Here is a 20,450-nt window from a genome sequence, read left to right as displayed (position 1 = left end):
TACATGGCGAGTTAACACCGTGGCTCGCAAAAATGCTGTTAACAGCCCTGGAGATCAAAAGGGATGGCCCGCACCAAAGTTAGACAAATGTCACGATCGACTCTAGAACAAGAGATTTTACTCAATCGAATTACCAATCGCATTCGCAACTCTCTAGAACTGCAAGAGATTTTGACGACAACTACCAGAGAAATCCGCAGTTTTTTAGCTAGCGATCGGGTAAAAGTTTATCGCTTTGAAGCCGACGCTAGCGGTGAGGTCATTGCTGAGTCCATCAACGGCGACAACTTGCCATCTCTTTTGGGTTTGCGCTTTCCAGCAAGCGACATTCCCAATAGTGCTCGCGAAATGTTTGTCAAAGCGCGGCAGCGAGTGATTGTAGATGTGGAATTAAAGCATCAAACAATTAATCGGTTAGATTGTCCCGAAACCGGCAAAGCTTTAGCAGTTGAAGATATTCGCTATTGTCCCGTAGACCCCTGTCACGCTGAATATCTGAAGGCTATGGGGGCGCGTTCTTCTTTGACGGTGCCGATTTTGCATCAAAATCAGCTTTGGGGGCTGTTGGTGTGTCACCACAGCCAACCGAAACGGTTTAGCGATCGAGAATTGAAAATGGTGCAGTTGCTTGTGGATCAACTTTCAATTGCGATCGCCCAATCTTTTCTACTCAGTCAAGCTAGACAGCAAGCGCGCGACGAAGCCGTTATCAACCAAATTAGCAGTTTGCTGCATTCTCCTCTGGAACTAAACGAAATTCGCAAAGCAGTTCTGGAACAAACAGTCAAGCATTTGCAGGGTTCGGGAGGGCGGCTGTACATTGCAGCCGAGTTTGGCGATCGGCCCGCTTTACTTTATACCTGCGGCCACCAGCCCCCGGAGATCGACCTTGAACTCAGCCCGTTTTGGCAGCAAATCATGGGCTTTGCCAACCAAGGCGATCGAGCAAAAAGTGCAGATCGTACCAGCCAATTAGGTATTTTTCAAAATCTATATTCCCAGCATTACACTTCACTTGACACAACTATTTCCAGTTTAATAGTACCGCGCTTGTACGCGATTTCTGATATTTCTCAAGAACCTCAACTCAAATCTGTATCTGCCAATTTTTTCGCAGCCTCCATTCGATCGTTTTTAGCAGTACCGCTGCAATACGGCCAACAGTGCATCGGCTGTCTCACCGTTTTTCGCAGCCCGATAGAAACCGAAATTTTGTGGGCGGGCCCTTGCACTTCCGACGCCCGGAACGATCGTCCCCGAAAGTCTTTTGCAGCTTGGAAAGAAATCAAAACCGGCGAAGCTCTAAATTGGAGCAGCGAGGAACAGAAGCTAGCAAAATCTTTAGGAACTCACCTGTACATGGCTGCTATGCAGAGGCGCGTCGAGGCGATGATCAGACATCAAGCTTCTCACGACCAATTAACCGGTTTACCTAATAGATTGCTGTTTAATGAAAGGCTGTCTTTAGCTTTAGCTACCGCTCACCAAAACGCAGAAATGCTGGCGGTGATTTTTCTAGATTTGGATAGATTTAAAAATGTTAATGATACTCTCGGTCACCCCGTGGGCGATTTGTTGCTGCAAGCTGTATCTCAGCGTTTGACTAGCTGTTTGCGCGTGGGGGATTCGATTGCCCGTTGGGGCGGGGATGAATTTACTGTGCTGCTGTACAATATCAACAGTCGTGATGAAGCAACTAAGATTTGCCAGCTAATTATCCAGACTTTAAGCAGTCCTTTTGATTTTGAAGGTCTGGAACTTTATACTAAAGCTAGCTTGGGAATTGCTTTGGCTCCTTACGACGGAGAAGATGCAGAAACTTTACTGAAAAATGCTGATGCTGCGATGTACAAAGCTAAACAGAAAGGTCGCAATAATTATCAGTTTTACACGCGGGCGATCGGCAGTAAAGTCTCCGAGGATCTTAACTTAGAAAATCATCTTTACAAAGCTCTGAAAAAATCCGAGTTTGTGCTGCACTATCAACCGCAAATAAACTTAAAGACTGGCAAAATAGTCGGCATGGAAGCTCTGATTCGCTGGCAGCATCCCGAGCGCGGTTTGATTTCTCCCGATCGCTTTATTCCCTTAGCTGAGGAAACAGGATTCATCTGCGAAATTGACGGATGGGTGATGCGCACTGCTTGCTTGCAAAATCGAGCGTGGCAGTTACTGGGATTGCCGCCAATGCGGATAGCTGTGAATTTATCAGCCCGCCAGTTTCTGCAAGCTAACACGGTAAAAACCATCGCTGCAATATTGTCAGAAACAGAATTAAATCCCGAGTATTTAGAAATAGAAATTACCGAGAGCATTGCCATGACAGATGTGAATTTTACCGTGTCGGTATTGCAGCAGTTGCAGCAATTGGGAATTCAAATTTCTCTGGACGATTTTGGCACCGGTTATTCTTCGCTTTGGTCTCTGAAAAACTTTCCGCTCAATAATTTAAAAATAGACAAATCCTTTGTGGCCGATTTGGTGAACGGCAGCAGCGGTGCTACGATTGTCAAAGTGGCGATCGCCTTGGGACAGGGCCTGAATTTACAGGTGATTGCTGAGGGAGTAGAAACAGCAGAACAGTTGGCATTTTTGCAGTCGCTTCAGTGCGATATGGGTCAGGGTTACTTCTTTAGCAAACCAATACCGGCGGCTGCCGTAACTCAATTGTACCTAGAAAATCGAACGGGCAACAAAAAAGAGCTTCTATTTTGAGCGATATCTTTAGGGACAAAGGCTTTCGCCGTTTCCGGCGATCGGTCTAGGACACGGCATTGCTGTGTCCCTACGGCTGGCTTTTAATCATTGGTATAAGATTGAGGACTAAAGTCATCATCAAAATAGGAGGACTTTAGTCCTCAGTACAAACACCTTGATTAGAGGTAATTGACCTGATTCGATCTTACTGCCAAACAAACACTTTCGCTTCGTATTCCGGCAAGTCAATTATAATATTGTCATCGCCCGATTCCACATCATAATTGCCCGTCCATTCGTGCCAAGTTCCGTTTGCCGGGAAGTGGGGAACGCTGTAACCAGCTAGATAATTTTCCGACCAATTCACCACTACTACAACTCTCGAACCTTCATCGTTCCAGCGAGTGTAAGCAAAAACTTTCGAGTCGGGGTCTTCGTGGAAAAACTCGATGTTTTCTGTGTAAAGTGCTTGGTTATTTTTGCGCAGGTGAATCAAGCCTTTGTAGTATTCCCACAAACCTTTATTCAGGTCATTTCCTAGCAGCGTCCAGTCAATTTTAGATTGCTCGATTGTTTTGGCTTTGTATTCGCCAAATTCTTCGCCCATCCAAATCAGCGGCACGCCAACTGCTGTCATTAACAGCACGGTTCCCAACTTCGCCCGCTTGAATGCTGCTTCATCCAAAATCCCGCGATCGCCCAATTCGGCAAAAACGCGATCGTGGTCGTGATTGCTCAGATAATTGACTACATTGGTAGCACCCAAGTAACCTTGCCGCTTGCAGTCGATTACCTCTTTGAGCCGTTCTAAATCAAAATTGTCGCCGCAGAGTTGTGGAATTATGGAGTGATAGAAACTGTCGTGCCAGCAGCCGTCCATCGGCCCGTCTAGATTCGTGATGCTGGGCTCGTCGGGAATGTATTCGGCAACGGTATAAAACGGTTTGGGGCCGGCGGCATTTTTGGCTTCTTGAACTACCCAGTGCATGAAATCGTAGTTAGCAATTTGTCGCGCCGCGTCGAAACGAATGCCGTCGAGATGATATTCTTGAATCCAGAAGCGGACTGTATCGCCAGCAAATCTGCGCGCCGGGAAAGTTCCTAAATTTTCGTCGTAGAATTCGTAGTTAAATTCCGGGCCCCAATTGTTGTCTGGATCGCGGGGTTCGTGGTGATACCAATAATCGTGATCGATTTGAGTGAGGGGGCTCGACGCTTCCGAGTGGTTGTAAATCCCGTCCATGATGACGCGAATCCCGCGCCCGTGACACTCGTCTATCAGGTTTTTGAGTTCTTCTGTGGTTCCGTAGCTGGACTCGGCAGCGAAGAAGTAGCGGGGGTTGTAGCCCCAACTGTAGTCGCCCGGGTATTCTTTGAGGGGCATGAGTTCGATCGCGTTGATGCCGAGTTCGACTAGGTAATCGAGTTTTTCGACGACGTGCTTGTACTTGCCGCGGGCGAGGGGATCGGCTTCGCCGCCGGAAAAGTCGGCAACGTGCATTTCGTAAATCACTAATTCCCGATCGGCCGGCAGCGGTTTGTCGTCATGTTTCCAGACGTAGGTATCGACAATGCGCGCGCCGTCTTTGATCCGAACCAGGCCGTTTTGAGTGGGATCGTCGATGTCAGTCGCGTAGGGATCGACCACATCTACCCACTGATCCGCTTCCAGAAACCAGCTTTTCGACTGAACGCGAAATTTGTATTGATAAACGCCATCCTCCAACTCAACTCGCGTGCGAAAATAACCTTCTTCGTCCTTTTCCATCGGGATCTCTTCCCAATTAGAAAAAGAGCCAATCAAGACAGCTCCTTTGTTGTAAGGAGCAAATAACTTGAATTCAATTGGAGCGGTCATAATACCTCTTTCTAAAATATTTCAGTAGCAGTTGATACTTTATAATCTCCCAAATTTAAGCGAACTCAGGCATCACTCCGCAGATATAATTTTTTTAACGCTTAACTATTCCTAAAAGTATGGTAATCTTGTCACGGTCAGCGCATTTTATGAATAGACATCGCGCAATATCGGCAGTGCGAGCGAAATTTATCTAACTTGCGATGCTCAACCCTAAGTATTAGTAGCATGAGATTTTTTTTAGCATCTATCTTAAGGTTAATTTATTTATAAAAATCTTATTTAAAATATCTGCACTGGGATAGATGCGGATTTAAACTATAGCTTTTTTAAACCGAAAACACTTCGCCAACTGGTGCGCAGTGCGCACCCTACATTTTTGGCAAAAATTAGTCAGCCCGTGGCAGTACGCACCCTACTTTTTCGGCTGTAAGGTGCGCATTGCGCACCCTACTTTTAACTTGATTTTGCCTGATGATAACGCTTCATCCAACCAAGCCAGAACGCAGGGCGAGAACGGCTGCCTGAGTCCGGTCATCAGCGCACAGCTTGTTCAAAATATTGCGGACGTGAGTCTTGACTGTACCGACAGTAATGTAAAGCTTTTCGGCTATTGCAGCATTGCTGTAACCCTGGACGATCAGTTCCAAAACCTCTAATTCCCGTTCGGTTAAAGGGTAAGTCTCAATGATGTGACTGAACTCGGGTTCGGCAGCCTTAATTGTGACTCTTTTGCCCTCAGCCTTCGGTTCTTCCGGTACAGGTTCTTTAGTGCGAGCTTGTTTCAGGACGATGCGGGCGATCGCCGGATCGATCCAAGAGTTACCTTCGTGAGTTACTTTTACTACATCTAATAACTGATCGAAGCTAATATCTTTCATGCAGTAAGAGTCAGCTCCGGCGGCAAAAGCTGCCAGAACTTCTTCTTCATTGTCCTGAAAAGTCAGGATCAAAATTTTTGTATCTGGATCGGACTCCGCTACCGATTTTTTGAATTTTTGTGTAAGTTCAATGCCATCAAAATCCGGCAAGCCAATGTCTACAATTGCCACGTCTGGTTTTGAAGACTGAAGCAGTTTCAATCCGTCTGTAGCGTTAGCTGCATCGCCGACAACTTCTATCGTGTCACGCTGTTGTAAAGCTGTGCGGATGCCGACTCTTGTCAGGTCGTGGTCTTCTATCAAAGCAACGCGAATTTTACTCATCTTTCTTCCAATAGTCCGCTAAACTTTTAAAATATCGTCAACTCACTCAGCCAAACTGAGTAAATGTGAGAATGTGTCCTGATTTATGGTTTGACAGGCCGCACATCATTTTTAAGCATACTCATGCAGCCGCCAAGAAAGCAAGTTAATTTTTAAGTTATTTTGCGGCGATGTCTGCACGAGCCTTCATCGGGACAGGTAAGCTCTCAATGTTTCAACATTTTAACTGAATTATCTCATTGTCCGCCCCTTGATAGAGGTAAAGATACCACTACCCCGATAAGTTTAAAGTATAAAAAATTTTGAGGCACTTAGGCCGTCAAAATCAATAAAGCTAGCAGCACGAGTCGAGAGCCGGTGTTAGGGCTCAAGTTCACTGCTTATTTATAAAACCAGTTATGACTCCCTATCACAGCAATAAGTCTTTTCCCTCGGAGTTTTCCGACGCGGAAATACTACACAAAGTATCTGAAATAACATCCCCCCAACAGCAAGTTTGCGAGCGCGAAACTCAGGACAATCGCCTGTGGTCGCCAACTCCTCACATAATTTGGAAAGCCTATCCCGACGGCTGGGTGACTTATTTAGGTCAGCGCTGGGAGGAATATACGGGGGTACCAGTAGCAGCAGCTTTGGGTTTTGGCTATCTGGCGCAGATCCACCCAGAAGACCGCCCTCGTCTTTTGGCGAGTTCGCGCAGTTGTGAGTTCCCGCCGCCAAGTTACGAAATAAAATTTCGTCTGCGGACGCGGGAGGGCACTTATCGGTGGAATCTGGCCACAGGAACGCCCGCCAATCCAGACAATCAGGAAGTTTTGGAGTGGGTGGGAACCTACACAGATATGGACGCGATCGAAAAAACTCAAGCCGATCCCCAAGCAGAACTAGAATTTCTGCCGCCTCAAGCGCGCTCGGAAGCCAACTTCAGAGCAGAAAATTTGTGCGAAGCCGGGACGGTAAGGAACCAGGAGCGAGATTTGCACGCGATCGAGCGATTTACAAATCTGTTGAGCCAGCGCGCGGGTAACTTGTGCCAGTTGTTGCAAGCCATCGCGGACGCGACTGTAGAGGCGATCGCCGGAGCGGAATTTTGCCTGGTTGCTCTCCGGGAATGCGATTGCCGGGGCCTCAAACTCAGTGCTGTCGGGGGCGCGGAAAACTTTGCACGTGCCGGCAAAACCCCGCACGTGCAAAACAAGCTGCTGTGGAAAGCATTTGCGACGGGAGAGCCTGTACTGTGGCGCTCGGAGTGCGACGGCTGGCTGCCGGCGGCGGCCTGTGCAGCGGCGATCGAGTCTGGGGAAAGCGGGCGTTTGGGCGTGTTGGCGATCGGCAACGGGAAAGACAGCACGGCGATTGACGGGGAAACTCAGCAACTGCTGGCGGTTATGGGGAAACAAGCTGCGATGGCGATTAACAGCGCGCGGGCGATCGAAATATTAAAAAAGCAGGAACAGCTTTTAGACTTGCAAAACGAGCTGCTAATTCGCCAGCAGGAAGAACTGGAAAATCAGGGCCGGCGCATTCAACAGCAAAAATTGCAACTGCTAGAAGCAGCCAAGTTAAAATCGCAATTTTTGGGCACCATCTCCCACGAATTGCGAACTCCCATGAATGCGATTATTGGCTTTTCCCAAGTGCTGCTGCGCCAGCACAAACAACTGCTGAGCGCGCAGCAAACAGAGATGGTGGGGCGCATTTTACATAACGGCAAAAACCTGCTAGGGCTGATTAACGATATCCTCGACCTCTCCAAAATCGAGAGTGGCCGCACAGAACTAGAAACTGAAGAATTTGATTTAGCGCATTTAGTAATGGATGTGGCCCTGCAATTCGGAAATCAAGCCACCGAAAAGAATGTAGCAATGTCCGTCAGCGTGTGCTTGCAGAATCAGTTTATAGTTAATGACAAGTTGCGCCTGCGGCAAGTGTTGGTCAATCTCGTTTCCAATGCGGTTAAATTCACCCATCGGGGCAGCATTTGCATTGAGGCGCGGGAGTTAAATTGCGATCGGCTAATTATCAGCGTTCAGGATACAGGAATCGGCATCTGTGAAACCGATATTCCCCACATTTTTGACAAGTTCCGCCAAGCCGACCAAACCACAACCCGTCACTATCCAGGCACCGGTTTAGGACTAGCTATTTGTGGCTCTTTAGTCAAGATACTCCAAGGCACAATTATTGCCGAAAGTAAACTAAAAAAAGGTTCGACATTTCGGATGGAATTTCCGAGAAAAATTTACCAGAAAAAACTTACTTCCTGATGGCAAACATTTTTTATATCTATTTTTAGATATTAGGAATTACGCAGGATTTTTTAGAAACCGGGTTTTTTTACGAAAAGACTCGTTCTCGACCGCAGATTCGGTAAAAAACCCGGTTTTTGGGCCTCGACGATCGGAGACTAAATAATCAACAGGACTGAGATCGATGCCGGTTGCACCCGAATGATTGTTGACTGTTGACTGTGAGCCTGAAAACTGAAAATTGTGCTGATCTTTGGTGGCAGATTCAAGGATAATCAGGCAAAAAAATTGTTTGACTCCCGAATTATAGCGGTAAGGTGCGCCGAAGAGCACCCTACACATACACGAGTCAATCAAAAAAGGGTTTGAGGTGCGAATAATAGCGATAAGCTACACAATTTAGTCCGCAGAGGCGGACTTTGTTTAACTCTATGCAGCGGTTTGAACCGCCGAGTTTTATCTAAAGACTAGAAGTTTTCCCTACTTGAGCTTGAGTAGCAATTGGTTTAACATCGGTGTAGCCCATATTATTAGCTACGTCGCGCAGCACCGAAATTTGCTGTTCAAAATCAAGACCTTCAATTTGACCTAACACGCCATTAACAGCCTCAGTTGCCTCATATCCTTCGGGGATATCGACAATTTTTTCTCCCATACCAACAGCCCAAGCATACCAAACCAACAACTGATTGTTGGCAGTTAAAGCTCCGTAAGCGTGAGAATAGGGGGTGTCGTCGCGGTTGACAATACCTCGCATTATATTCAGTTGTTCGTCGTGGGAAAGGTTGTAAAAATCATCTAGCAGCACGGGAGCTAATTGTGGTTCGGCGGCGGCGGGAGCGGCCGGTGTAATTGACTCTCCCATTTTTTCATAAACAAAGTAGAGCAGCGCCAGTTTTTCATCTGTACCCAACCCGTTGATTGTCTGAACCATGTTTTGAGTGTCGTTGGAGAGAGAGTGGGGATTGGTCGCGGCGGGTGAGTTCATAAATAAAGTTCCTTAAAAATGCTTCCAGAATATATAAATATCAAGATTTGTAAGTACAAGTCACCCTCCCCGAGAGGTAATACGATTTTAGATTTTAAATTTTAGATTTTAGATTAAAGAATTGGAAATGACAGATGATGTATGGGTTTGGAGCTTGCATACAGTTGCGTTAGTTTCGGAAAGTCGCGTAATCTTGACCAGCCACATTAGAATAAATCAGCCTTGAGATAGAAGCCCGCGATACATCTACGGGTAGATGAAAAAGCAACGGAATTGAATAAGAATAAATACAGTGAATTGTTAAATAAAACTAGAAAGGAGTCGGCGATGTCTGAAATAAATACAGAATCAAATAACACTGAAAGCTTTGACGCTCAGCAGATAAATGAAAACGTGGAAGCTGGAGAACAGAAGTTGCCGACGGTTGATGTATCAGCAGACTACGAAGCTTCCAAAGAATTTAGTGTTAGTGAAATCGATCGCACGGGTGCCGGCGCTCAAGCTGCCGCCGCTGCAACTGCACCTAAATTTGCTATTCCCAGTCCTAAAGAGATCGCAAAACCCGGTGATTCAAGTGGCAATCCCACTGATTTTCGTTCGATTGCTGAGGAAATTAAGCCCGCAGGTACACCGGGCGATGTTACCGACGATTTGATCCAGAAAGCGATCGATCTTGGTACTCCCGGCAGTTAATTTAGCAATTCTCCATCCTCGATGCACAACCTCTATATTGTAGGGTGCTGATGGCGCGCCTTATTCCTATAATTCGCGCGTAAAACCACTTTTTGGCACGATCCCTGAATTCTCAATTGATTGCACGATAAGCTGCAATAGCGTAGGGACACAACAATGTTGTGTCCTTAAAGGCTGCAATACTTAAAGGGTTAATTTAAAGTCTCGCTAATTGCTTAATTTTAAGTCGATCGCCCGACAAATTTTGCCTACAGTGCGATCGCCCAAAATTTCAATTACTAAATCCACGCGGTCGCCCCCCTCCACCATCGACTTAATAAATAACTCGGGATGCAGCGCTTTCCAGAAATATTCGACAAACCGATTAATTTCGGCTTCTGACATTCCCGACTTCCCCGCCGCCATCATTTCCCGTTCCGCCTGATTGCGCCAGACTTGAGAAAGGCGATAATCTTGGGGATACAAAACCATCAACCGATCTAATCGGTTCCACAGCGGCAGATAGTCGTGCAGCTTCGCATTCATATCGCGCGCAAACTGACAGTCGCCCTCTGTGGAAATCGGAAACGGTGCACCTGCCAAAAACTCGTTTAATTTGGCATCAACTACCGGATTCACACCGACAAACCAACCTTCAAAAAGTACAATATCCGCACCGGAAATAATTTCGGGTTGACTTCTATCTCCTGCACCTCCCCAGGCTGATTTGTCAAACCTGGGAATTTCTATATTTTTATTAATTAAATCCGGTTTGATGGCATCAGATTTGGGATTGTCAACTGCTGCTAAATTGTGAGTTAGAGAACCGCGCAACTTGTCTAAAACTGCGATTCCCAAGTCAATATCGTGAGTGCCGGGGGGGCCGCGCCAAATTAAACGCGGGTCTGCTTTTTGGAGTTGTTGGCGATCGGCATAAGTCTTATAAATATCGTCTAAAGAAAGGCTGACAGTAGAATATCCCAATTTTCCCAGAATCAGCCTCAAAATTTGGCATAAAGTAGTTTTTCCCGTTCCTTGCCCTCCTAAAATTCCTTGAATTAGAGGACGGTTTAAACTTTGTTTTGCAGTCGATAATTGCATTGCCAGCGGCAGCCAAAGATTCCACAAAGTTTCGAGAAAAACAGTTGACTTTAGAGGGAAAGTATGCAGTTCGCCAACAATAGAAAAGAATAAATCGGTTTTGCAGCGGACAACATCGGCTACAGTCTCAGGAGTAATGCCAAAAGCGCGCGTAAGCGTTGCCCTCGAAGAGGATCGCACATCATCGGCAAGTTCCCAAACAGTCAGTAGATCGAAGTCGGGAGCGATCGGGCGATCGCCCGCTTGCCACCGGTGTAAAATTTCAACAGGGGTTACAGTCGATCGATCCATATTCTCAAAACTCTCTATGCGGGGGCGGGTTTTGTCCAAATACTATCTGCAACCGACACATATTTGACCCTAAACCCGCCGCTACAAGCCCCTACAATCCCCTACAAGCGACTAATAACTAAGGACTAATTACCACTTCAGCAAATTAAATTCTTCCATGTCTACGGTATTGCGGTTGCGGTAAATCGTCAAAACAATCGCCAAACCCACCGCTGCTTCAGCAGCCGCTACCGTAACTACAAACACCGTAAATACTTGACCTTTAATCTGTACGGGGTCAAGATAGTTAGAAAAACCCATCAGGTTGAGATTGACTGCATTCAGCATCAACTCGATCGACATCAACACCCGCACTGCATTTCGGCTGGTAATTAAACCGTAAATGCCAATACAGAACAGTGCAGCAGCTAATAACAGGAAATACTGGAGTTGCAGTTGCATAAATTTTTTGAGTTTCTCTCAGTCAAAATTACTACAAAACAGGCAGATAGAGGAATTGCCAACAGAAACCAGGTTTTTCGCCTGAGGTGCGCACTGCGCACCCTACGGTTACTGCTGTTACTTGGTGTCGGGTGAAGAAACATCACCCGCAGAAACCAATTCCCGCGGCCGTTCTGGCAAACTCAAAGCGGGTGTTTCTGATAGCTTCTTTGAAAGTTCATCAGGGAAGAAATCGCGGCGTGCCAAGACAATTGCCCCTACCATTGCCATCAACAAAAACACTGATGCTAACTCGAAAGGCAACAAAAAGTCGGTAAAGAAATGTTTGGCGATCGTCACGATCGAACTTTCTGCAGGTGCTCCCGTGGTCGCGACAATAGCCCAAGGAGTAGACACCACCATTGTACCCAAAAGCCCAAATAAACCAGCACAAACCAGTGCAGTTGCTACTTGACGCACCCAAGCGTTGGGAATTGTGCGGAAGTCTTCTCGTTTGTTTACTAGCATGATGGCAAACAAAATCAAGACGTTAACAGCACCAACATAAATCAACACCTGCGCTGCTGCGACAAAATCAGCATTCAGCAACAAGTACATACCCGCAATGCTGGTAAATACGCCGCACAGCAAAAATGCTGAGTAAACGATATTGGATAACAGCACTACTCCTAATGCTCCTCCAATCATCATTACGGACAGTATGCCAAATGAAACAATTTGAACCCCTTCAGCTAGATTCACAATTTTTAATCCTCAATCATTAGTTTTCGATCGTTCGTTTTTATTCATTAATTAGCAGTCATTAATAATTAGTTATTTCACTAATGACTGATGACTGCTGACTAATGACTAATTACCTACTTTTCGATAATTTCCTCTGGACGGAGACCGGCGCGGCGATCGGTGTAGGAAACTTCATGGGGGTCGATCGCACCTTTCGGCAAATAAGCGAATTCCCGCATCGGTGTCACCATCGGATCGTCTGTAACCTTGTAAGGTAAACGTCCGAGGGCTACGTTGTCAAAATTCAGTTCGTGACGTTCGTAGGTGGCTAACTCGTATTCTTCTGTCATCGACAAACAATTAGTCGGACAATATTCTACGCAGTTGCCGCAGAAGATACACACTCCGAAATCGATACTGTAGTGCTTGAGTTGTTTCTTCTTAGTTTCTTTGTTAAATTCCCAATCCACCACAGGCAAATTGATCGGACATACCCGAACACAGACTTCGCAGGAGATGCACTTGTCAAATTCAAAGTGAATCCGACCCCGGAAACGTTCCGAAGGAATTAATTTTTCGTAAGGATACTGCACCGTAATCGGCCGGCGTCTCATGTGGTCAAAAGTAACAGATAGCCCTTGACCGATATACTTAGCAGCTTGAAGAGTCTCTTTGGCGTATTCGCCTACTTGATTGAGGAATTTTAGCATGGTGTTCTCTCTCTGTACTTGAGTTTTTGGTAATTGATAATTAATAATAGGTAATTGGTTAACAGCTATTTTGGTTGAGCTGTTGCCCTTTACCTATTATTAATTAACCGCCAAAAGCAAAGGGAAAGGCAAGTTTCAAAGCTGCGGTCAATAGCAAATTAACTAGAGAAACAGGAAGTAAAAACTTCCATCCCAAATCTAGCAATTGGTCGATCCGAACTCGCGGCAGAGTCCAGCGGAGCAGAACTGCCAGAAACAGGAAAAAGTAGGCTTTCAACATGGTCATCGTAATGCCCAGCAAGCCGGTAATTACCTGCAACCAAGGAGTTGTCTCGCTCAATCCCAGGGCATTTGTCAGCACTTCGACAGGAATCGGGCATTCCCAGCCGCCGAGGTACAAAACTGCTACTAGCAGGCAAGAAAGGACGAGGTTAACGTAGGAAGCGATATAGTACAAAGCAAATTTCATGCCTGTGTACTCAGTCTGATATCCTGCTACCAATTCTTCTTCTGCTTCCGGGAGGTCAAAGGGCAACCGTTCGCATTCTGCTAGTGCTGCGATCCAGAAAATCAGGAAACCTGCTGGTTGCCGCCAGATATTCCAGCCGAGAATGCCGTAGCCGGCTTGCTGGTGTACGATGTCGATCGTACTGAGGCTATTAGACATCATCACGACTGCCAATACTGCCAAAGCTAGGGGAATTTCATAGCTGAGGGATTGAGCCGCGGCTCTGAGTCCGCCGAGGAGGGCGTATTTGTTGTTTGAAGCATAGCCGGACATCAGCAAGCCGATCGGCTGAATGCTAGACAGGGCAATCCACAGAAATATCGCTGTCCCCATATCGGCGATCAGCATATGCTCTCCGAAGGGCACGATTAAGTAGGAGAGAAAAACTGGAATCACCACAATTACCGGGCCTAGGGTAAATAGCAGCGCGTCAGCTTTTGCCGGTACAATGTCTTCTTTGAATACCAACTTCAGACCGTCAGCAACGGGTGCTAAAACTCCCAGAGGGCCGATGAATTCCGGGCCTACCCGCTGTTGAGCGGCGGCGGAAATTTTCCGTTCCAGCCAGACGCTAGTGAGTACCCCGAAGACGGCAGCGACAATCATCAGCAACATTGGCAGCGGTAGCCAAAGCACTTGGGCGATGTCCGCCGGTAAGCCCAAATTCATGAGGGCTTCTACGAAACTTCCTTGTAAGTCAATTCCTGGGTTCATTTGTCCAGCTTTTGAGCGCTCAGCATATAATTTTTCACCCGTCCTTTGTAGGAGTAGGCTTAGAAATCGGGGTCTTTGTAAAGATTTTTAATGCTTTACCGCCTAATAGTATATCGCCCGACAGGCTCCAAGAACGCACAGACAGGGTGAAGTTCTAATTATATGAGCCTGCAGCGTAGCTAATGGGTTCGTAAATTATCGTTGACGGTTGACGGTTGACGGTTGACGGTTGACTGTTGATTGGTCGATCGATTTTGAGTCAGCAATCAATCTGGACTTACGCACTCTCCTGTCTCAAACATCGATCTCCCCTAGCCCCATTAATAAGAGGGGCGGACAAGAGAACTCAAAGTCCCTCTTATTAATGGGGATTTAGGGGGATCTAGACTCAGCTATAAGCGAGATATAGCCCAAACAAAAGGGCTCAGATTTAACTCTGAGCCCTTTTAATGCTTTAAAGTAACTTTCAAATGGTTTAAACCATTGATTTTACGCTACTTTTTTTATGGAACTGGGCAGAATCGAACTGCCGTCCAAAGCGGGTATTTACCTTCCGATCGTTCACAGGTTTATCCCTTCTAATCCTCAGGGCGGGAACCATCTTTATCCCAAATGGGGGGATTTTCTAGTGATTGCTTTCCTAGCTAGCCGACTAGAAACGTTTAGCTAGGGCATCCGTTGGGGGTTGTTATGCTACCGTTAACGGAGTTAGGTGGCATACACTCTAAACCAAGCTCAAGAAGTTTTTAGGCTACAGCTACGGCTTTGCGAGCGAAAGGAACGATGTTGTTCGCATTTACTATTTTTTTTGAGCCGATATTAACGAGAGTAGACTCCCTCTCGACCTGCATCACGGAGCAGCTTTCGCCACCCTGTCGAAACCATTACAGCCCCTCGTGTGTTCTTTTATGATAGACAATATTTCGTGTGGCGTCAAGTCAAGGGATCTTAGATTTTGGATTTTGGCACAAAGCTGAGTGGGGAATATTTACATCTTGCACCATTTTCTTGAACAGGCAAGATGCCTGTTCCACAAGAGTTGAGTTTTCCTGTGGGGTGGGCCGAAGATCCTGCCCAGGTTTATTGACAAGGGTGCAGGATGTCAGCGCTGCCAAGTTTAATGCAAGTTGTCGTCCCAGACGCCGATGTAAATCCGATCGCGCTCGTTGCGTTCGATCGTCCCTTCAAGCGAACCCTTCCTAAACGTAAACCGATTACTCCGGCGCTGCTGCACGTCGCCCAAGCCTTGCAAAATCTCCCGGCTGGCACCGCCCACCATCCCGTTTAAGGCGGTTCGCACTACCAAATCGTCCACCGACTGGGCAAAAGAACCCTCTGTTTGTACTAGCTCGCCCGAATCGCGATCGTAAATGTAGCCGAGAGTAATCCGATTTGGCAATATTTCGTAAAGTGCGGTGCGAGTATTCGGCCAATAGCCCCGAGCTTGAGAGTCAGTGGGTTCTCCCAATTCCGATAAAATCTGACTTTCCGCCGTACCAACCGCATACCCAGGGATTGTGGGAGTCTTCTGATAACTGGTTCCCGGTTGTTCGCTGGGTGCGGGCGATCGATCTGGCAGCAACTCTTTGTCAACAAGTTTTTCCGTTGGTGTAGGTTCGACAGCCTCGGGAGAAGGCGCTGGTGTTGGCGCTGGGGCGGGTGTTGGTGTTTCAGCAGCCGGCGCTGGAGTTTCAGCAGCCGGCGCTGGAGTTTCAGCATCGGGCGGCGGAGTTTCAGCAGCAGGTGGCGGAGTTTCTCTGGGAATCGGCGCTGGCGTTGGTGTCGGCGCGGGAATTGGTGTGGGGCTTGAGCGCGCGTGTGGATCTGCAGGGGCCGAAGTGCGATCGTCCTGGGCCACCGGTGCGGGTTCCGAAGACGGCCGGTTGAGGAAAACCCTAGCAATACCGACCAAACCTGCAACAATAAGTGCGATCGCCACGAACCCCAAAATCCACCAAACCTTGCGGTTGCCTCCCCCAGAAGACACCACAGCAGGCGCTGTTCTGGAACCCGCAGGCGACTGAGGCCCGTGTCCCGGAATCACCGCCACCGTCGGCCCGGTGCTCGGCGACGCTGCACCAGGAGGCTGCCCGTGCAGCAGCGACAGCCACTCATCGACGGTAGCAGGGCGATTTTGAGCTTCAACCGTCATCCCCCGCATCACCGCAGAGCTGACAGCCGCACTTAGCTCAGGCCGCAAGTCGCGGGGTGATGGCATCGGTTGGCTGGTGCGTAAAATTGCAGCCACCGGCACCTGTGCTGTCAGCAGAGTATAAAGCGTCGCCGCCATACCGTAAACATCTGTGGCGGGCGTATATTTTCCTTGGGCAAAATACTGTTCTGGCGGCGCGTAGCCGTCGGACACCATATTAGTGTGACTTTGGGTTGCACCGGGAGTAAACTCGCGGGCAATGCCAAAATCGATCAGCACGACTTCCTGAGTACCTTGGCGCAAAAGAATGTTTTGCGGCTTGACATCTCGGTGCAGCAAACCCTTTTGATGAACAACTTTTAAAGCAGAGCCAATTTGAGTGATGTAGAGAATTGCAAGATTTTCTGGCAGCGGATTATTTGAACCGACTACATCGCCCAAATTCTGACCGGCTATGTAGTCCATCACCATGTAAGGCTGTCCGTCTTCCACAAAGAAATCGCTGACGCGGACAATATTCGGATGAACGCAGGAAGCCAACCGCCTCGCTTCGTCTTGAAACTTGCGATCGAACTCAGCAAAATTGGGTTGCTGCCGCAGAGATTCGTTGAGGGTTTTTATAACTACAGGCTGTCCTAAATAGCGGTGATTTGCCCTGAAGGTTATTCCAAAGCCGCCTCTTCCCAATTCTTGTTCGAGGGTGTACTTTCCACCCTGTAAAGTTTTGCCGATTAGCGCATCCATAGGTTCAGGCGATCGCGTACCAGATAATATGGCTGATTATGGCACGTCTAGTGGGCGTAAACAATTAGCAAGGCATGATACTGTTGTAGTGCAATTGGACAGATCGCTCCAACGGGGTTGTTGGGCTGCATGACGCTAGACGAGATAATCAACTTGATACCTCAAGATTCTGCATAGAATATACCTTGACTTTTGACGCAATGCCTTCAAGTTTCCACTGCCACCCCGAACAAAACTCTGTCACCTTGCCTCTCCGTTGATTTGGTGGGATTTCTCGTAAATCTGCGATGCCTGAAATTAACTGATTCCTGATAGCAGCCAGAATGGATATATCGCACAAGTACATTTCTGAGGATGGATTAGCTGCTCTATCTCGTTTCCCGTGTGACCCAACGTAAACCAAGCCCAAACATAAACAATTTGAACAGTTTTGCCGAATCCACTCTAAATGGTCATGTCCTTGCTCAACATCTTTTTTGTAATAAATCGGCTCTACTTTCTTACCCGTCTTGAGTTCAAACGCGAGGCATTTTTGGGCATTGTCATCGACCCAAAACACATCAGGTCCAGTTCCATCATCATTGTCCGGGCGAGTTGAAGCGTAACCTAAATATTCGCCCAAAGCACGGACAGCTTCTTCTTGTTGCGTGCTGGAGGCGTTTGGGTCATCAAGTGCTGCCATAGAAGTACGAAAACCTTTCAAGGTTTTTTGATAGCCTTCTGGTGATTTACGTTCGGCAATTAGAGAAATTTGCCGTTCAAAATCTGTTAGTGCTGGTAATATGGCCGCCGCATCATGAGAGTCCCCGTTGATAGTCTTGGGCACAATGACCTTCTTTGAAAGTCGTTGATAAGCGCGGAAATACTCTTCCTGAGCAGCTTCGTAATCCTTTTCGTATTCTAGACACATCCCCAGCCAAAGATTGTGCCATCCGGAAAGCTTTTCATCTGCTCGTGCAGTTTCTTGAATTACTGCTTCAAGCTGCTGACGAGCCTTAGCATAATCTCGCTCCCAAAGGGCGCTGATAAATCGCACTTCGGCTAGAGCAGCTTGGGTCATCCGTTCTTCGATGTGTTGGGTTCGTTCAAATGCTTCATCGTCTAAAGCCATCTCGTTAATGATCTCACCATAAAAATCAATCCAAGATTGATTCCGGCTTAAGACCGAATCAATCACGTCAACGAGTTGAGATGCGTCTGATAACTTCTGTTGTTCGTGAAGGTATAGTCCTAGTAGAACCTGTTTTATCAACAGTTCTGGTAATAAGGCAAGTTTGCGATCATTCTTCAGCCAGTTAGTAAGACTGCTACCATTAATAATAAAGGCTCCATAGTCATTGCGTCCCCGATTAATACGTCCAAACAGTTGAATGATTTGGTTGCTAACCTTGGTAGCACGGAAATTTTTCATATCAAGAGTATCCCATTGGAATTTTTCCAAAATGGATGCACCTGTCGGTAACTCATCCAAAATCATGACACGGCAGGTATCATGTGGAAGATCAATCCCATCTACTCTCGAAACTAAAATAAAAGTCCCAGATGAGGCTTCGCGGAAATCCTGAAGCTTTTCACTAAAATCATCTGAACAAGGTGGAATCCCTACTTTATTCCATGCTTCAGCTTGGCGATACGATGGAACAGCAATCAGAACCTTATGCTTCTCTGATAGAGGTTTTACAAACCTATAATCAATCTTTTTTTGATGGATTTCCGATGAAAATAAGATTAGGCGCTCTCCATTACCCGCGTCATTTTTAGGCTCAATAGAAAGGTCTGGAATTCGTCCAAAAGCTCTGGCAATATCAGATTTATAGTTTAGGCTTGCAGAGAGATATATTCTTCTAACGTCTCGTAGAAAAACTGGCAGGCTGAAGAGAGGCAAGAATGGAGGTGCAATTTCTACTGCTCCATAGCCAAAGACAACAGCACAATGTCCTAGATTTTCTTTAAGGTGATTGAATGAATACTTGAGATTAGTGTCATTGTTAATACCAGAATCAACTAATAAGCTGTAGAGTCGCTCAGCTTTCTCCTTGACAGCATTTGGACTCGCCATGATCGGGGATTCAAAAGGACTGTCTATAGCACTTTCCAAGGAAGGAAGTTTGCCATATTCCTTGAAATGTGGCTCAAAAAGAGATTTGATATCTTTGAGTAACTCTGCTTGACCTGGTGCTGCAATTTTTAAGGTGAATGCTTCACGGATCATTCGCTCGGCGACATGAGCATCATCAAAAATTACCGCTCCTGGGAAGTGCTTTCGCTGTAAAACGCTTAACCCATTGAAGAAGCTGGTATAAGTCGTAATGCAAAATGCCTTTCCTGTCTCAAAGAGCGAGTTGCTGAAGTCACCACCAGTCCGCAAGGTACATTCTATACCAAGTTTGGTAGCTTCTCGCTGAGTTTGAAGCACAAGATCTTTGGTTCCGCAAACATACGTAACGTTTTCGATACCCTCATTCACTAAACTTTGAGCAATCAACAGACCAACCAGGGTTTTTCCTGCACCCGTGTTCAGAGCAATGAATACGTCAGATTTTCTACGATTTTTGTGCCATTCATTCAATGCCTCAGTTTGTCCCCTCCAAAGATCGTTTGGAGTATTGGGTAAGCTGGGTCTTCGCTCGAAAATAGCTATCGGATCTAACGGTTTAGTCTTACGTGCTGGTCGTTTAAGTTGAGAGAAATCCATACCTGAAGTCCTGATTTTATTGTCGTGAGAGCTTCCACCAAGGATACCGCAGCACTTTGGATGTTGCAGCCTAAAATTGAACATTCACTGAACACTTACAAAAAATTCTCAGACTACTGCCCCACAGACAACCTGAGCCATACAAGTATTAATTTGAGTGCAACTGCGATCTAACATTCCCATTGAAATATCATACCGCCCGATCGCCAAAGTTATGTTTCTAAGTCGAGTAAATCGTACCGCAACTCCAACATCATACCTGATCAGAGTATCAATTGGCGCAGCAATACCTCGCTCTTTCTCGAACCGCCTGTCTCGTCGGATCACCGATCGACATCTTGAGCCACCATCATTGCATTGATGTGGGTAAAGATACGATCTAGTTCCCCAATGGCGTCGAGTTCCGCTACCTCTTCTGCCATTAGTTGGTCTGCCTTCTTCTTCTCTAACAAATTTTCCATGCGCTGTTGGAGCGATTCACTAAATTTGAACAACTTCCACCCATCGAGTTTTTCAATGCAAATCTCATGGATTAACGAGGAGGGTTTGTTGAGAATTGAAACCATTGTAGGCTCCGAGCTTCGGGTTTTAGGTAGTGAGTAGATTATAGCTTTTATTCAATCTGGCAGATTTAATGCTCCAACCGAGAACCTTCAAATTACCGCCAAAACCAGTGGCTTAAACAGCGAAAGGGCGTTACAG

14 protein-coding genes and 1 other RNA gene are annotated in these 20,450 nt (G+C 46.7%); 3 read left to right on the top strand and 12 right to left on the bottom strand.

Annotation, left to right across the window (positions count from 1 at the left end; translation table 11 throughout):
• Nucleotides 1-63 precede the first annotated feature (63 nt).
• Nucleotides 64-2,715 carry an EAL domain-containing protein gene (locus tag QUB30_RS10905; RefSeq protein ID WP_333333039.1) on the top strand — a complete coding sequence of 884 codons (2,652 nt, stop codon included), beginning with the start codon at nt 64-66 and terminating at the stop codon, nt 2,713-2,715.
• 187 nt (nt 2,716-2,902) lie between these two features.
• Here QUB30_RS10905 and QUB30_RS10900 read toward each other — a convergent pair whose 3' ends face one another.
• Nucleotides 2,903-4,555 carry an alpha-amylase family glycosyl hydrolase gene (locus tag QUB30_RS10900; RefSeq protein WP_333333037.1) on the bottom strand — a complete coding sequence of 551 codons (1,653 nt, stop codon included), beginning with the start codon at nt 4,553-4,555 and terminating at the stop codon, nt 2,903-2,905.
• 485 nt (nt 4,556-5,040) lie between these two features.
• A complete protein-coding gene (locus QUB30_RS10895; protein ID WP_333333035.1) occupies nt 5,041-5,760 on the bottom strand; it encodes a response regulator transcription factor in 720 nt (239 codons plus the stop codon).
• Nucleotides 5,761-6,158: 398 nt separating this feature from the next.
• Between QUB30_RS10895 and QUB30_RS10890 the strand changes: the two genes are divergently transcribed.
• Nucleotides 6,159-8,027: an ATP-binding protein gene (locus tag QUB30_RS10890; protein ID WP_333333033.1), complete on the top strand. Its 1,869-nt coding sequence runs from the start codon at nt 6,159-6,161 to the stop codon at nt 8,025-8,027.
• 442 nt (nt 8,028-8,469) lie between these two features.
• Here QUB30_RS10890 and QUB30_RS10885 read toward each other — a convergent pair whose 3' ends face one another.
• Nucleotides 8,470-8,997, bottom strand: coding sequence for an orange carotenoid protein N-terminal domain-containing protein (locus tag QUB30_RS10885; protein WP_333333031.1), 528 nt, complete (start codon nt 8,995-8,997; stop codon nt 8,470-8,472).
• 327 nt (nt 8,998-9,324) lie between these two features.
• Here QUB30_RS10885 and QUB30_RS10880 point away from each other — a divergent pair, with 327 nt between their 5' ends.
• Nucleotides 9,325-9,690 (top strand): hypothetical protein, encoded by a 366-nt coding sequence (locus tag QUB30_RS10880; RefSeq protein ID WP_333333029.1) that lies wholly within the window; start codon nt 9,325-9,327, stop codon nt 9,688-9,690.
• Between the two features lie 207 nt (nt 9,691-9,897).
• Here QUB30_RS10880 and QUB30_RS10875 read toward each other — a convergent pair whose 3' ends face one another.
• The 9 genes from QUB30_RS10875 to QUB30_RS10835 form a co-directional block, all read right to left on the bottom strand.
• A complete protein-coding gene (locus QUB30_RS10875) occupies nt 9,898-11,061 on the bottom strand; it encodes a glycerate kinase (RefSeq protein WP_333333128.1) in 1,164 nt (387 codons plus the stop codon).
• Nucleotides 11,062-11,190: 129 nt separating this feature from the next.
• Nucleotides 11,191-11,496, bottom strand: a complete 306-nt coding sequence (nuoK, locus tag QUB30_RS10870; protein ID WP_333333126.1) for an NADH-quinone oxidoreductase subunit NuoK — start codon at nt 11,494-11,496, stop codon at nt 11,191-11,193.
• A 123-nt stretch (nt 11,497-11,619) separates the two neighbouring features.
• Nucleotides 11,620-12,243 (bottom strand): NADH-quinone oxidoreductase subunit J, encoded by a 624-nt coding sequence (locus QUB30_RS10865; protein ID WP_333333027.1) that lies wholly within the window; start codon nt 12,241-12,243, stop codon nt 11,620-11,622.
• Nucleotides 12,244-12,359: 116 nt separating this feature from the next.
• Nucleotides 12,360-12,935 carry an NAD(P)H-quinone oxidoreductase subunit I gene (gene ndhI / locus QUB30_RS10860; protein ID WP_333042046.1) on the bottom strand — a complete coding sequence of 192 codons (576 nt, stop codon included), beginning with the start codon at nt 12,933-12,935 and terminating at the stop codon, nt 12,360-12,362.
• A 103-nt stretch (nt 12,936-13,038) separates the two neighbouring features.
• Nucleotides 13,039-14,157 carry an NADH-quinone oxidoreductase subunit NuoH gene (gene nuoH / locus QUB30_RS10855; RefSeq protein WP_333333025.1) on the bottom strand — a complete coding sequence of 373 codons (1,119 nt, stop codon included), beginning with the start codon at nt 14,155-14,157 and terminating at the stop codon, nt 13,039-13,041.
• 503 nt (nt 14,158-14,660) lie between these two features.
• Nucleotides 14,661-15,051, bottom strand: a transfer-messenger RNA (tmRNA) gene (ssrA, locus tag QUB30_RS10850).
• Nucleotides 15,052-15,274: 223 nt separating this feature from the next.
• Nucleotides 15,275-17,053 (bottom strand): serine/threonine-protein kinase, encoded by a 1,779-nt coding sequence (locus tag QUB30_RS10845; RefSeq protein WP_333333023.1) that lies wholly within the window; start codon nt 17,051-17,053, stop codon nt 15,275-15,277.
• A gap of 148 nt (nt 17,054-17,201) precedes the next feature.
• Nucleotides 17,202-19,748, bottom strand: coding sequence for a DEAD/DEAH box helicase family protein (locus QUB30_RS10840; protein ID WP_333333021.1), 2,547 nt, complete (start codon nt 19,746-19,748; stop codon nt 17,202-17,204).
• A gap of 323 nt (nt 19,749-20,071) precedes the next feature.
• Nucleotides 20,072-20,314, bottom strand: a complete 243-nt coding sequence (locus QUB30_RS10835; protein WP_333333019.1) for a hypothetical protein — start codon at nt 20,312-20,314, stop codon at nt 20,072-20,074.
• Nucleotides 20,315-20,450: the final 136 nt, after the last annotated feature.

Source organism: Microcoleus sp. BROC3, assembly GCF_036702515.1.
Taxonomy (GTDB): Bacteria; Cyanobacteriota; Cyanobacteriia; order Cyanobacteriales; family Microcoleaceae; genus Microcoleus.
The sequence above is the reverse complement of the archived record's forward strand: the minus strand, read 5'-3'. Positions and strand labels throughout refer to the sequence as shown.

Coding starts and splice junctions, on each gene's coding strand:
- nuoH (WP_333333025.1), bottom strand. CDS start 14,157: ATGAACCCAGGAATTGACTTACAAGGAAGTTTCGTAGAAGCCCTCATG.
- QUB30_RS10900 (WP_333333037.1), bottom strand. CDS start 4,555: ATGACCGCTCCAATTGAATTCAAGTTATTTGCTCCTTACAACAAAGGA.
- QUB30_RS10845 (WP_333333023.1), bottom strand. CDS start 17,053: ATGGATGCGCTAATCGGCAAAACTTTACAGGGTGGAAAGTACACCCTC.
- ndhI (WP_333042046.1), bottom strand. CDS start 12,935: ATGCTAAAATTCCTCAATCAAGTAGGCGAATACGCCAAAGAGACTCTT.
- QUB30_RS10840 (WP_333333021.1), bottom strand. CDS start 19,748: ATGGATTTCTCTCAACTTAAACGACCAGCACGTAAGACTAAACCGTTA.
- QUB30_RS10885 (WP_333333031.1), bottom strand. CDS start 8,997: ATGAACTCACCCGCCGCGACCAATCCCCACTCTCTCTCCAACGACACT.
- QUB30_RS10875 (WP_333333128.1), bottom strand. CDS start 11,061: ATGGATCGATCGACTGTAACCCCTGTTGAAATTTTACACCGGTGGCAA.
- QUB30_RS10880 (WP_333333029.1), top strand. CDS start 9,325: ATGTCTGAAATAAATACAGAATCAAATAACACTGAAAGCTTTGACGCT.
- QUB30_RS10895 (WP_333333035.1), bottom strand. CDS start 5,760: ATGAGTAAAATTCGCGTTGCTTTGATAGAAGACCACGACCTGACAAGA.
- QUB30_RS10835 (WP_333333019.1), bottom strand. CDS start 20,314: ATGGTTTCAATTCTCAACAAACCCTCCTCGTTAATCCATGAGATTTGC.
- QUB30_RS10890 (WP_333333033.1), top strand. CDS start 6,159: ATGACTCCCTATCACAGCAATAAGTCTTTTCCCTCGGAGTTTTCCGAC.
- QUB30_RS10905 (WP_333333039.1), top strand. CDS start 64: ATGGCCCGCACCAAAGTTAGACAAATGTCACGATCGACTCTAGAACAA.